The sequence below is a fragment of the Actinoallomurus purpureus genome (assembly GCF_024055795.1).
GTDB lineage: Bacteria > Actinomycetota > Actinomycetes > Streptosporangiales > Streptosporangiaceae > Actinoallomurus > Actinoallomurus purpureus.
On record NZ_JAMXMY010000008.1, the window covers coordinates 199,025 to 213,015 of the forward strand.

The 13,991-nt window shown below is 71.4% G+C and carries 8 protein-coding genes; 3 read left to right on the forward strand and 5 right to left on the reverse strand.

The annotated features are described in order from the left end of the window. Nucleotides 1-19: 19 nt before the first annotated feature. The 5 genes from NE236_RS17205 to mfd all read right to left on the reverse strand — a co-directional run bounded on the left by NE236_RS17205 (nt 20) and on the right by mfd (nt 10,185). A complete protein-coding gene (locus NE236_RS17205) occupies nt 20-2,419 on the reverse strand; it encodes a penicillin-binding protein (RefSeq protein ID WP_252843001.1) in 2,400 nt (799 codons plus the stop codon). 209 nt (nt 2,420-2,628) lie between these two features. Next, complete coding sequence (locus NE236_RS17210; protein WP_252843002.1) at nt 2,629-4,836, reverse strand: transglycosylase domain-containing protein; 2,208 nt, start codon at nt 4,834-4,836, stop codon at nt 2,629-2,631. Nucleotides 4,837-4,917: 81 nt separating this feature from the next. Continuing rightward, nucleotides 4,918-5,847, reverse strand: coding sequence for a nucleoside triphosphate pyrophosphohydrolase (locus NE236_RS17215; protein ID WP_252843003.1), 930 nt, complete (start codon nt 5,845-5,847; stop codon nt 4,918-4,920). Next, a complete protein-coding gene (locus NE236_RS17220) occupies nt 5,835-6,518 on the reverse strand; it encodes a hypothetical protein (protein ID WP_252843004.1) in 684 nt (227 codons plus the stop codon). Before NE236_RS17220 ends, NE236_RS17215 begins: the two co-directional genes overlap by 13 nt. 79 nt (nt 6,519-6,597) lie before the next feature. Next, entirely contained in the window at nt 6,598-10,185 is a 3,588-nt protein-coding gene (mfd, locus tag NE236_RS17225) for a transcription-repair coupling factor (RefSeq protein WP_252843005.1), read from the reverse strand. Nucleotides 10,186-10,421: 236 nt separating this feature from the next. Between mfd and NE236_RS17230 the strand changes: the two genes are divergently transcribed. The 3 genes from NE236_RS17230 to NE236_RS17240 all read left to right on the forward strand — a co-directional run bounded on the left by NE236_RS17230 (nt 10,422) and on the right by NE236_RS17240 (nt 13,844). Continuing rightward, the gene (locus NE236_RS17230; protein ID WP_252843006.1) at nt 10,422-11,126 is read left to right on the forward strand and encodes a class I SAM-dependent methyltransferase; all 705 of its coding nucleotides are present in this window, start codon (nt 10,422-10,424) and stop codon (nt 11,124-11,126) included. A 61-nt stretch (nt 11,127-11,187) separates the two neighbouring features. Further along, a complete protein-coding gene (cysC, locus tag NE236_RS44520) occupies nt 11,188-12,744 on the forward strand; it encodes an adenylyl-sulfate kinase (RefSeq protein WP_252843007.1) in 1,557 nt (518 codons plus the stop codon). 104 nt (nt 12,745-12,848) lie between these two features. Then, entirely contained in the window at nt 12,849-13,844 is a 996-nt protein-coding gene (locus NE236_RS17240; protein WP_252843008.1) for a sulfite exporter TauE/SafE family protein, read from the forward strand. Nucleotides 13,845-13,991 lie beyond the last annotated feature (147 nt).

Here is a 13,991-nt window from a genome sequence, read left to right on the forward strand (position 1 = left end):
CCGCGGGACCCGCGGGGAATCAGACGTGGTCGGGAACCCGGCCCACGGGAGGAAGACCTGGAGGCGACGTCCCGCCGGTCGGGGGCGTCGGTTCCTGTCCTCCGGGCGGCGGCAGGTCGATCGGAGGCTTCGGTCCCTGCTTCGCGCCCTTGCTGACGTAGATGGTCACCGTGGTGCCCGGTTCCACCGAGGCGCCGGCGCCGGGTGACGTGCGCGCGACGGTGCCCTTGGCGTAGGTGTCGGAGGCGACGCGCGGGCCGAAGCTCACGTCGAAGCCCGCCGTGGTCAGCTGCGAGGCGGCCGCCGACGGGGTGAGCCCGAGGACGTCGGGGACGTGGACGCGGTCCTCCCCGGAGCCCTCGCTGTAGTAGTCGTCCGGCGGGCGGTGGAAGTCGTGCTCGGGCACGTCCTCCAGCGCGCCCAGCATCGTCTCCCGCCAGATGGGAGCGGGGATGTCCGCACCGAACACCTCGCCGAAGCAGCGGCCGCCCAGGCAGAGGTTGCGCAGCGGGTGGGCGTAGCCGCCGCGCGGGTCGCCGACCCACACCGCGCTCGCCAGGTCGGGGGTGTAACCGGCGAACCACGCGGAGGAGAAGCCGTCGACGGTGCCCGTCTTGCCCGCGGCGGGGCGGCCGATGCCCATGCCGGCGGCCGTACCGCGGGTCAGCACCCCGCGCAGCACGTGGTTGACCCCGTCGGCGACGCCCTTGTCGATCGCCTGATGGCAGTCGGCGCCCGGGACCTTGAGCTGGTGCCCGGCCATGTCGGTGACCTTCGTGAGGACGACCGGCTTGCAGTACTCGCCGCGCGCGGCGAACGCCGCGTACGCCGCCGCGAGGCGCACCGGCGAGACCGTGTTGAAGCCGAGTGTGAAGGAGGGGTACTGCTGCAGTGCCGACCCGTCGGCGCGGCGCATGCCGAGCTTCTCGGCCATCTTGACCGTGTCGCACAGGCCGACCTGCTTCTCCAACCGGAGGAAGAAGGTGTTGACCGAGTGCCAGGTGCCGGTGACGAGGCTGAACGTCCGGCCGCCCTCGCCGTCGGCGGCGTTGCCCAGCGACTCCGTGGAGCTCACCGGCTTGCCGTCGCAGTCGCGGAACCCGGTCGGCGTGTAGTGGTCGGGGGCCAACAGGCGGTGGCCGAAGGGCATGCCCTGGTCCAGGGCGGCCGCCAGCGTGAAGATCTTGAACGTGGAGCCGGCCTGCATGCCGATGCTGGTGCCGTGGTCGGAGTCGGCGGCGAAGTTGACCCAGGTCTTGCCCCGCTTCTCGGCGGGTCCCAGGTCACGGTCGACGACCATGGCCTTCACCTCGCCGGTGCCCGGCTCCACGAGCGCCTCGGCGGCCGCCTTGTGGCTGGAGTTCTTCGGCGGCACGTAATGGTCGACCGCGTGCTGCGCCGCCCGCTGCATACGGGGGTCCAGGGTCGTATGGATGGTCAGCCCGCCACGCTGGAGCAGTTGCCGTCGCGCCTTCACGGTGGCCCCGAAGACCGGGTCTCCCAGGATCTCCCGCTCCACGTAGTCGCAGAAGAACGGCGCCGAACTCTCCACGCAGCCGTTCGGCGTGGACGTGACGTCCAGGTCCAGGGCCGCTCGCTGGGCGGTCGACGCGGTCTCGGCCGGTATCCAGCCGAGCTCGTCCATGCGCTGCAGCACGGTGTTGCGCCGCTGCGTGGCCAGCTTCGGGTTGACGATCGGGTCGTAGGCGTACGGGTAGCGGACGATGCCGGCCAGGAGTGCCGCCTGGGGAAGGGACAGCCGGGCGGCGGGCTTGCCGAAGTAGTGCCGGGCCGCGGCCTCCACGCCGTACGCCCCGTCGCCGAAGTAGGCGATGTTGAGGTAACGCTCGAGGATCTGGTCCTTGGTCAGCTGCTTCTCGATCGCCACGGCGTACCGCAGTTCGCGGAGCTTGCGCGCGGGCGTCGTCTCCCGGGCCGATCGCCGTTCCGCGTCACTGTCGGCCGTCTCGACGAGGAGGTTCTTGATGTACTGCTGGGTGATGCCCGACCCGCCCTGCGTGACCTCACCGGAGGCGAGGTTGCTCGCCAGCGCGCGGACCGTGCCCTTGAAGTCCAGCCCGCCGTGCTGGTAGAAGCGGCTGTCCTCGATGGCGAGGATCGCCTTGCGCATGATCGGCGCCACTTTGGTCAGGGGCACGTCCAGGCGGTTCTCGTAGTAGAACGTCGCCAGCTTCGACCCGTCGGCGGCGAGGATCACGGAACGCTGCGCCACCGGCGGCGTCCGCAGATCGCCCGGGATGGCCTCGAACCAGTTGGCGCCGTTGCGCGCGCCGACGCCGGCCATTCCGACTGTGGAAAAGGCGATGAGCGCCGCCAGCACCCCGGCGACGACCCCGGTGCCCGCGAGACGCCCGATGATGTTCAGGGCGTTGCGTTGTGGGCTGACCCCAGATGACACTGGGTCAGCGTACGACGAACCGGCCTCGGACGGATCTCACTGGCCTAACAAAAAGCCGCCGAGCCCACCATTTAGGGCGAAGAAACCAGATTCCAGGACCGATCCGCCCGCTGAACCGCCCGCTGAACCGCCCGCTGAACCGCCCGCTGAACCGCCCGCTGAACCGCCCGCTGAACCGCCCGCTGAACCGGCGGCCTCCGGACGCCGTGTCAGTAGCCTCTCCACGGCCAGGCGAACGGCAGGTCGGTGATCCAGCGTTGCGATCTGCGACCATCAGGCTCGCGGGACTCCTTCTGATCGTCGCCCTTCTCTTTGTCCTTGTCCTTGTTTTTGTCCTTGTCCTTGTCCTCCTCCTCGCCGTCGCCCTCCCGGAAGTACTCGCCGGACGGGCCGTGGAAGTCGTGCTCCGGGACTCCCTTGAGCGCCGCCTCCATCGTCTCCCGCCAGATCGGCGCCGGCACGTCCGCGCCGTACACCTGGCCGTAACACCCCTCTCCCAGGCACACGTCGCGCAGCGGATGCTTGTATCCACCGCGTGGATCGCCGACCCAGACGGCGCTCGCCATGTCCGGGGTGTACCCGGCGAACCAGGCGGCCGAGAAGTTGTCGACCGTGCCGGTCTTGCCCGCCGCCGGACGCCCGATGTCGTTGCCCTTGGCGGTTCCCTTGGTCAGCACCCCCCGCAGCACATGGCTGACCGCGTCGGCGACGTCCTTGTCGATGGCCTGGTGGCACTTGGCGCGCGGTACCGGCAGGGACCCGGTCGGCCCCTCGATGCTCGTGATCGCGATCGGCCGGCAGTAGCGGCCACGCGCCGCGAACGCCGCGTACGCCGCCGCGAGTCGCAGCGGCGAGACGGTGTTGAACCCCAGGGTGAACGACGGATACTGCTCGAGCTTCTGCCCGGTGGCACGGCGCATGCCCAGGCGGGTGGCCATCTTGTACGTCGCGCACAGGCCGACCTTGCGCTCCAGCTCGAGGAAGAACGTGTTCACCGAGTGCCACGTGCCGGTCACCAGCGAGAACTTCTTTCCGCCCTCACCATCGCCCGCGTTGCCGAGGGAGACGCTCGGGTCGCCGACCCGCCGCCCGGCGCAGTCCCGGAAACCCGTCGGAACGAACGACTTCGGCGCGTCGAGCTGGTGACCGAACGCCATGCCCTTCTGCAGTGCCGCCGCCAGCGTGAACACCTTGAACGTCGAGCCGGCCTGCATGCCCAGACTGGATCCGTGGTCGGAGTCGGCGGCGAGGTTCACCCACAGGGTGCCGCGCCTCGTGCTGTCGCCCATCCTGCGGTCGATGGCCATCGCCGTGATCTCGCCCGTCCCCGGCCGTACGAGGACCTCGGCGGCGGCCTTACCCGACTTGTTGTCGGGCGGCACATAGCGGTTCAGGACGCGCTGCGCGGCCTTCTGCATCCGAGGTTGGAGCGTGGTATGGATCCGCAGGCCGCCTCGCTGCAGCAGGAACCGGCGTTCCTGGGCCGTCTTCCCGAAGGCCCGGTTGGCGAGGATCTCCCGCTGGACGTAGTCGCAGAAGAAGGGCGCCGAGCTCTCCACGCAGCCGTTCGGCGTGCCGGTGATCCGCAGCCCGAGCGGCCGGGCCCTGGCGTCGGCGGCCTGCGCCGGCGTGATCACTTTCAGCTCCGCCATGCGCTCGAGGACCGTGTCGCGGCGCTCCCGGCCCCGCATCGGGTGCAGGTTCGGATCGTACGTCTGCGGCGCCCGCACGATCCCCGCGAGCGTCGCGGCCTGTTCGAGGGACAGGTCGGCGGCGTGCACCCGGAAGTAGTGGCGGGCCGCCTCCTCCACGCCGTACGCGCCGTCGCCGAAGTAGGCGATGTTGAGATAGCGCTCCAGGATCTGGTCCTTGGTGAAACGCTTCTCCAGCCCGATGGCGAACCGCAGCTCACGGAGTTTGCGGGCCGCGGTGGGTTCGAGCGCCTCACGGCGTCCCGCGGCGGTGGTCGCCGTCTCGGCGAGGGCGTTCTTGACGTACTGCTGGCTGAGCGTGGACCCGCCCTGAATGACGGTCCCGGCGCTGAGGTTGGCGACCAGCGCCCGCACGATGCCCTTGGCGTCGAGCGCGCCGTGCTGGTAGAAGCGGCTGTCCTCGATCGCGATGATCGCCTGACGCATGATCGGAGCCACATTGGCGAGCGGCACCTCGACCCGGTTCTCGTAGTAGAACGTCGCGAGCTTCGACCCGTCGGCGGCCAGGATGACCGAACGCTGCGGAAGCACCGGCGCGACCAGCGCGCCGGGCAGCGTCTCGAAGGAGTGCTTGGCGGCTTTGACGCCGAGGCCGGCGGGCAGCACGACCGGCAGCGTGAGACAGGCCGACAGCACTCCCGCGGCGACCCCGGCGAGCACCAGGTCCGTCAGCCTCGCCGAACGCCTCCCTGATTCCTTCCCCACAATTCGCGGTCATCCCCATACAGACGGTGATCGGAAACCTGGGAAGAGCATGTCACAGGTGGGAGCGGCGGTCCGGCTTCGTCACGGAGAGTCTTCTCGTTCCTGGACGCGGTCGCGGAAACGGCGGGCGGCGGCGCGGAGCTCGGCCTCGGGGTCGCGGCCCTCCTCGCGGAGTCGGCGGACGAGCGCGAACAGGTCCGCGCCGACCTCCTCGTCGGCGAAAAGCTCCTCCGGCACACCGGCCTTGGCGGCGCGCCGCTGCAGCTGGTCGGCGAGTGAGAGCGCGGGCTGGGCCATCGGGACGCCGTGGAAGATCGACGCGTCCTCGCCGCGCTCGGCGGCCTTGATCTTGTCCCAGTTGGCGTTGACCTCGTCGGCGTCCGCGACCGTGACGTCGCCGAACACGTGGGGATGCCGGCGGACGAGCTTCTCGACGATGCCCTCGGCCACGTCGTCCACGGAGAAGTCCTGCGACACCTCCGCGTGGAACACCACCTGCATCAAGACGTCGCCGAGCTCCTCCCGCAGCGCTTCCAGGTCGCCGCCCTCGATCGTGTCGACGACCTCGTACGCCTCCTCGAGCAGGTACGGCGCGAGGGAGGCGTGCGTCTGCTTACGGTCCCAGGGGCACTCCCGGCGCAGCGTCTCCATGACGGCGACGAGGTCGAGGAACCGCGCGCCGGGCAGGTCGTACGCGCCCTGGACGACCTCGATCTGCGGCGGCTCGTCCAGCCCGATGAGGAGGGACCCGACCTGGCGCATCAGCGCCTCGTCACCGTCGGGGTCGGCCAGCCACACCACCGTGCCGGACGACGCCTCGCGGACCAGGGTGGCGGCGTCCGGTTCGACGACCTCCACCGTCACGCCGGCCTGGCGGGCGTACGGCAGCTGTGGATGCTCGGCCGAGCCGGCGAGCACCCGGTCGGCCGAGCGCAACGTCTCCCATGCGGACCAGGTCAGCTGTCCCGGCGCGACCCGCGGCGAGGAGGCGAGGAAGGTCAGCCCTGGCACGAGACTCCGCCGCTCGTGGTGGGCGTGCCGGAGTCCGGCTTGGACAGGGTGGGGCAGACCGGGCCGAGGGCCATGTGCTGGAAGTCGAAGGAGCCGTACCGCGGGTTGACATCGAGCTTGAGACGGCGCCCCGCCTGCTGGTAACTGCCGGCGACCTGCTGCAGCGCCCGCTGCTGCGACTGCTGGTCGGTCGCGGTGGAGACGCCGTACCGCTTCATGAGCTCCTGGCGGAGCAGGACCGACTTGGCGTAGTCGCGGCTGTACTTGGTCGGCAGGCCCTGGGCGAGCACGTTGGCGTCGAGGGTGGCCATCCCGCCGTTCTGCGCGATGAGCGCGTCCACCTGACCGCCGCCGGCGTTCACGCCGTCGTTGCGGGCGACCTCCTCCCAGACCTTGATGTCGACGAGCTGGTAGAGGGCGCTGCGCTGCGGCGAGGACGGGTCGAAGGGCACCTGCTGCCCCTGGGCCTGCGCCTGCTGGGCGATCTGCTGCGCGGCGGGGTACTTCGGCAGCTCCTTGGACCACTCGTCGACCGTCGCGTTGAGCTTCGCGATCGTGATGCGGTCGTTCCCGACCAGGGCCGCCGCTCCCGTCTTGATGGGACCGCAGGCGGTCAGCGCGGCACCGGCGAGCACCACGCCGATGGTGATCTTGAACGGCTTACGGAACACAGGCGTCCTTCTCATTCGTTGCCCACGGCTCGTCGGTCGCGGGCACCTCCGGCACCGGGGGTGGTCTCGCCCCGGCTCGTCATCTGGCGACGGGATCGGCGAGGAACAGCGCCTCCACCAGATCGGTACACCATTTCAGCAGCTCCTGATCGCGCAGCGGGCGCCCGCCGAGCGGAGCGGTCTTGGGCACCGGCACCAGCAGCGTATTGGTCGCCGCCTTCAGGATGCTCTTCGGGTACAGGCGCTGCAGCCGCACCGTGCGCGACTCGGGCAGGTCGACCGGGGAGAACCGGATGTGGTTGCCCTGAAGGGTGACGTCCCTCAGGCCGCCCCGGCGGGCCAGCGCCCGGAAGCGCGCCACCTCCAGGAGGTTCAGCACCGGCACCGGAAGCGGCCCGAAGCGGTCCACCAGTTCGTCGCGGACGGCGGCGATCTCGTCGTCGTTCTGGATCGCCGCGATCCGGCGGTACGCGTCCAGCCGCAGGCGCTCGCCGGGGACGAACTCGTGCGGGACGTGCGCGTCGACCGGCAGTTCCACCTTGACCTCGGGCGTCTCGGGGACGCCTTCGTCGCGCAGCTCCCGCACGGCCTCGCCGACCATGCGGACGTACAGGTCGAAACCGACCCCGGCGATGTGCCCGGACTGCTCGCCGCCCAGCACGTTGCCGGCGCCCCGGATCTCCAGGTCCTTCATGGCCACGAACATGCCCGCACCCATCTCGGTGTGCTGGGCGATCGTCGCGAGCCGCTCGTGCGCGGTCTCGGTCAGCGGCACCTCGGGCGGGTACAGGAAGTACGCGTAGGCGCGCTCCCGTCCCCGGCCGACGCGGCCGCGCAGCTGGTGCAGCTGCGAAAGGCCGTACATGTCGGCGCGGTCGACGATCAGGGTGTTGGCGTTCGGGATGTCGAGGCCGCTCTCCACGATCGTGGTCGCGACGAGGACGTCGTACTCCTTCTCCCAGAAGTCGACCATGATCTTCTCGAGCTGGTGCTCGTTCATCTGGCCGTGCGCGACGCCGACCCGCGCCTCCGGCACGAGCTCGGTGAGGTGCTTGGCGACCTTGTCGATCGAGCGCACACGGTTGTGCACGAAGAAGACCTGGCCCTCGCGGAGCAGCTCCCGGCGGATGGCCGCGGCGATCTGCTTGTCGTCGTACGGCCCGACGAACGTGAGGACGGGGTGCCGCTCCTCCGGCGGAGTGAGGATCGTCGACATCTCCCGGATGCCGGTGAGCCCCATCTCCAGGGTGCGCGGGATCGGTGTGGCCGACATGGCCAGCACGTCGACCTGGGTGCGCATCTCCTTCATGCGTTCCTTGTGCTCGACGCCGAAGCGCTGTTCCTCGTCGATGATGATCAGCCCGACGTCCTTGAACCGGGTCTCCGGCGACAGCAGACGGTGAGTGCCGATGACGAGGTCGACGGTGCCGTCGGTCACGCCGCGCAGCGTCTCGGCGACCTCCTTGTCGCTCTGGAACCGGCTGATCGGCTTGATGACGACGGGGAAGGCCGCGAACCGCTCCGCGAAGGTGGACAGGTGCTGCTGGACGAGCAGCGTCGTCGGCACGAGCACGGCGACCTGCTTGCCGTCCTGCACCGCCTTGAACGCCGCCCGCACCGCGATCTCGGTCTTGCCGTAGCCGACGTCGCCGCAGATCAGGCGGTCCATCGGGACCGGCTTCTCCATGTCGCCCTTGACCTCGTCGATGGCGGCGAGCTGGTCGGGCGTCTCGACGTACGGGAAGGCGTCCTCCAGCTCCCGCTGCCACGGTGTGTCCGAGGCGAAGGGGTGCCCCGGCGACGCCTGCCGGGCGGAGTAGAGGCGGATCAGCTCGCCCGCGATCTGGCGGACGGCCTTGCGCGCCCGCCCCTTCTGCTTCTGCCACTCGGCCCCGCCGAGCCGGTGCAGGCTCGGCGCCTCCCCGCCGACGTAGCGGGTGACCTCGTCGAGCTGGTCGGTCGGCACGAAGAGCCGGTCGCCCTTGGCGTACTCGATGATGAGGTACTCGCGGGTGGCGCCCTGCACCGTGCGGCTGGCCATCTCGACGTACCGCCCGACGCCGTGCTGCTCGTGGACGATGTAGTCGCCCGGGGTGAGCCGCAGCGGGTCGACCCCGCCACGCCGGCGCGACGGCATCCGCCGCATGTCCTTGGTCGAGGACTTCTGCCCCGAAAGGTCGGTCTCGGTGAGCACGACGAGCTTGACGGCGTCCCAGACGAAGCCGTGTTCGAGGAGGCCGCAGGAGACGTTGACGATCGCCGGCTCCGGCGGCTCGGCCAGCTCGGTGATCTTCGCGCCGAGGCCCTCCTCGCGGACGACCTCCGCCAGCCGCTCGGCCGGCCCGTGGCCCTCGGTGACGAGCACGACCCGCCACTCTTCGTGGATCCAGCCCTTGACGTCGGCCATCACCCGCTGGGTGTCGCCCCGGTAGGACTCCGCCGCGCGCGCCCCGATCCGGAGCATGCCGCCGTCGCCGTCGACGTCATCGACGTCATCGGCGGCGACCTCGGTGAGCTCCCCGGTGGCCGCGGAGTACTCGCGGCGGGTCCGGCCGGTGCCCGCCGAGTCCGAGCTCGCGAACGGCGTGATCGTCCACCACGCGAGGTCGAGCTCGGCCCCGTGGTCACGAACCTCGTCGAGCGTCTTGTACGCGGCGGCGCCGAGGTCGATGGGGGCCTCTCCGCCCGCGGCGGCGTTGACCCACGACGCCTCCAGGAACTCCTGGCTCGTGCTGACCAGTTCCGCGGCGCGGGTACGGATGCGCTCGGGGTCGCAGACGACCACGGAGGCCCCGTCCGGCAGCACGTCGAGCAGGAGCTCCATGTCGTCGGCGAGGACCGGCGCGAACGCCTCCATGCCCTCGACGGCCGCGCCGTCGGCGATCTGCTCGAGGACGTCGGCGAGCGCCGGATGCCGGCGGCCGAGCTCACGGGCGCGCTCGCGGACGGACGCGGTCAGCGGCAGCTCCCGGCACGGCGGCGCCCACAGCCCTTCCTGGGCGATCTCCAGCGAACGCTGGTCGGCCGCCTTGAAGTAGCGGATCTCCTCGACCTGGTCGCCCCAGAACTCCACCCGCAGCGGATGCTCCTCGGTGGGCGGGAACACGTCGAGGATGCCGCCGCGCACGGCGATCTCGCCGCGCTTCTCCACCAGGTCGACGCGGTCGTACCCGGCGTCGACCAAACGGCGCACGGCGTCGTCCAACTCGACCTCGTCACCGGGCCGCAGGCGCACGGGCTCCAGGTCGCCGAGGCCGGCGACGATCGGCTGCAGCACGGCCCGGACCGGGGCGACGACGACCTGCAGCGGGCCGGCCGCCGGGTCGTCCGGGTCGCCGTGGGCCAGCCGCCGCAGGACGGCGAGGCGCTGGCCGACCGTGTCCGAACGTGGTGACAGGCGCTCGTGCGGCAGCGTCTCCCAGGCGGGGAACTGCGCGACCCCCGCCGGATCGAGCAGACTCGTCAGGGCCGCGGTGAGATCCTCGGCCTCCCGGCCGGTCGCGGTGACCATCAGGACGGTGCGCCCGCGCTCGCGAGCGAGCGCCGCACCGAGGACCGGGCGCAGCGCGGGCGGCGCGACGAGGTCCAGGTGGGCGTCGGCGCTCTTGAGGGCGCGGACAAGAGCGGGATCGGCGATGGCGACGTCGAGCAGTCCGGAAAGCGTCATGGGCTCATCAAGGGTGAGGCAGCGTGAAGACCCCGAGAGTGATCTCACCCCGGGGTCCCCAGCCTACGCGTCGCGCCTACCACACGCCGCAGTGCCCCGGTGGAGCGGGGAGACGGGATGCGCCTTACGGAGCGGCCGGGCCGCACCTGCGTCGACCGCGGGCCACCGGCCGACACGCACCACGCACAATGGCGAATGCGAGCACGCGGCGCGACCGGGCGGCTACGCTCCGGGGCGTGACCGAGCTGCGAACGCCGCCGACCTACGACGGTGACCTCTTCCACGAACGCGTTCGCGAGTACGCCGACGAGAGGCCCTTCGAGCGACTACGCGTCCTCGACGCCGGGTGCGGCCGGAACGCCCCGCTCGACCTGGACGCCGCCGACTGCCACGTCACCGGGGTCGACGTCGACCTGCCCGACGTCCGCGCGGGCGTCCGTGTCCGCCGCGACCTCGACGCCTGGCATCTGGGCGACCTGCGTACGGTGCCGATGCCGCCGCGCGTCTACGACGTCGTGCACGCCCCGTACCTGATCGAGCGGATCCCGCACGCGGAGCTGGTCCTCGACCGGTTCGTCGCCGCGCTGAGGCCGGGCGGGCTGATGCTCGTGCGGTTCCGTGACCGCGACAGCGCGTTCGGCCGCCTCGACCGGGTCGCTCCGCGGTGGCTGCGGGCCATCCTGTGGCAGCGCGCCACGCCGCCGCAGGCGGTGTACGAACGGGTGACGTCACTGGCCGGGATGCGGGCGTACTGCCTGATGCGGGGCCTGGTCATCACCGAGGAGCACACGTCCGCCGAGACGGTGACCCGGTCGGGGCCGCTCGCGCGGATGCTGTGCCGGGCGGTGTCCACCTTGTCCCAGAATCGGCTGACCTCGTCGTACAGCGAGGTCTCCATGGTGATCCGCAAGCCGGAGAATCGCTACGCCCGCATCATCTGAGGTGAGGCCGACAGAGCGTAGAGTTCAATGGTCAACGGTCGAGACACGATCGGAGCCTGCGTTGACGACGGAAGCCGGCGACCTACGCGACCTGCCGAGCCTGACGCCCGGCCCGGCCGAGCTTGCCGATCTCGAACTGCTGCTGAACGGCGCGTTCCATCCGCTGACCGGTTTCCTCGGTGCGGTGGACGCGGCGACCGTGACCGCCGCCGGGCGGCTGGCCGACGGCACGCCGTGGCCGGCGCCGGTGACGCTCGCCGTGCCGGAGGACCTCACCAAGGAGGAACGGCTGATCCTGGCCGACCCGGAGGGGGTGCCGCTGGCGGTCCTGCACGTCAGCGAGACGTGGCGGGACAACACGTCTCCGCCCGGGTTCCCCGAGGGCGACCCGCTCCGGGCGTCGGCGACGACGTCGTGGCGGGCGGCCGGCCGGGTCGAGGCGCTGGGCGCTCCGGAGCACGGGCCGTTCCGGCGGCTTCGCCGCTCGCCGGGCGAGGTGCGCGCGGAGCTGGGCGGGGCGACGACGCTGGCGATCGCGACCCGCACCCCGCTGCACCGGCGGCACCTGGGCCAGTTGCGTCAGCTCGCCGAGAAGCTCGACGCGCGGCTGCTGCTGCTCCCGTTGATCGGTGAGGGGCACGACGACGCGCTCGTCCGCGCTCTGCTGGCCGTACGCCGCGAGCTGCCCGTCGGCTCGCTGGTCGTTCCGGTGCCGCTGATCGAGCGGCCGGGCCGCGACCTGGCCCTCGCGACCCACGTCGCCACCGCCTACGGCGCCACCCACTTCTTCGTTGAGGCCGCGGCCGGCGTCGACGAGGCCTCACGTGCCGGTGCTCCCCTGCTTCCGGTCACGACCGGGGACCTGCGGATCGAGCCGGTCACGCCGGAGCCGTGGGCGTTCGACGAGAGCGTCGAGGTGTGGCGTCCGGTCTCCAAGATCGAGGCCGACCACATCCGGCCAGAGCCGACCGAGGCCGAGCTCGCCGCGATCCTGGATCGCGGTGAGGAGATCCCGGAGTGGTTCACACCGCCGGCGGTGGCGGAGGAGTTGCGCCGCGCCAATCCGCCACGCCATGGGCGGGGTCTCACCGTGTTCTTCACCGGCCTGTCGGGTTCGGGCAAGTCGACGATCGCGCGCGGGCTGGCCGACGCGCTCGTCGAGCGGGGCGGCCGGACGGTCACCCTCCTCGACGGTGACGTCGTGCGCCGGCTGCTGTCGGCCGGCCTGACGTTCTCCAGGGACGACCGCGACCTGAACATCCGCCGCATCGGGTACGTCGCCGCCGAGATCACCCGGCACGGCGGGGTGGCGATCTGCGCGCCGATCGCGCCGTACGCCGCGACGCGCGCGGAGGTGCGCCGCATGGTGAACGCCGCGGGCGATTTCATCCTCGTCCACGTGGCCACGCCGTTGGAGGAGTGCGAGCGCCGCGACCGCAAGGGCCTGTACGCCAAGGCGCGGGCCGGTCTCATCCCCGAGTTCACCGGGATCTCCGATCCGTACGAAGCGCCCGGCGACGCCGAGCTGACCGTCGACACCTCGGAGCTGACCCCCGAGGCCGCGGTGGACCGGGTCCTCGACCTGCTCGTCACCGGCGGCTGGGTGCGCTCCGAGTAAGGGTCGCGTCACCGAGCGCACACGGGGACCTGTCTGGCGAATCCCTGGCGTCACCACATAATCTGAGTGTCCGACTTTCCCGATTTAACGGGTAGGGCATACGGATGCACTTCGATTACCAGATGGCCACGGGATCGTTCCTGGTGGCGATCGTCGTGGGCCTCACGGGTATGGGCGGCGGCGCCCTGATGACACCGATGTTGACCGTGTTCTTCGGAGTTCCGCCGCTCACGGCGGTCTCGAGCGACCTCGTCGCCGCGGCCGTCATGAAGCCGGTGGGCAGCCTCGTGCACCTGCGCCGCGGGACCATCAACCTGCGTCTCGTCGCCTGGTTGTGCGCGGGCTCGGTGCCGACCGCCTTCTGCGGCGTGCTCCTCGCGCGGGCCCTCGGACGCGGCAACAACGTGCAGAACGTCATCGAGATCGGCCTCGGCGTGGCCCTGCTCATCGCCGCCGCCGGCCTCACCGTGCGCAGCTACCTCACGATGGCCGACCGCGCCCCTCGCCGGGCGGCCCGTCGCCCCTCCCCCGACGAGCACCCCGCGGAGGGAACGCCGCGGATCTCCGTGCGCCCGATCCCGACCATCATGGTCGGAGCGGTGGGCGGACTCGTGGTCGGGATGACCTCGGTCGGCTCCGGGTCGCTGATCATCGTCGCCCTGCTCGCGCTCTATCCGGCGCTCACCGCGAACCGGCTCGTCGGCACCGACCTGCTCCAGGCCGTGCCGCTGGTGTGGGCGGCGGCGCTCGGTCACATCCTGTTCGGCGACTTCAGGCTGGAGGTCACCCTCGCGCTGCTGGCCGGCTCGATCCCCGGTGTCCTCCTCGGCTCCCTGGCGTCGTCTCGCGCGCCTGGTGGCCTCATCCGATGGGCGCTGGCCTTCGTCCTGCTGGCGTCTGCGCTGAAGATGTTCGGGGTCGGAACCACGCCGATGGCCTGGGCACTGATCGCCGTGGTGGTCGGCGGCACGGCGGTCTGGGCGCTGCTGCGCGCCTGGAACGGACTGCGGCCGCTGCCGCTCCCCCGTGACGGCGCGCCGCCCGCACGGACCGTCCCGGCCGATCGCCGCGAACCGGACACGTCCGTCGTCACCCGGTGACGCCCTCCGGCCGCGGGGCGAGGCGACCGGAACCGGCCACGGCCAGGGTCACGACCCGCCACCCCGGCGCCGGCCGGTGCCCGCCGTCCTGACGCCCATCAGCGACGCCGTCGACGGGCCCGGCCCGCGGGCGGTGGCCCCTCCCCT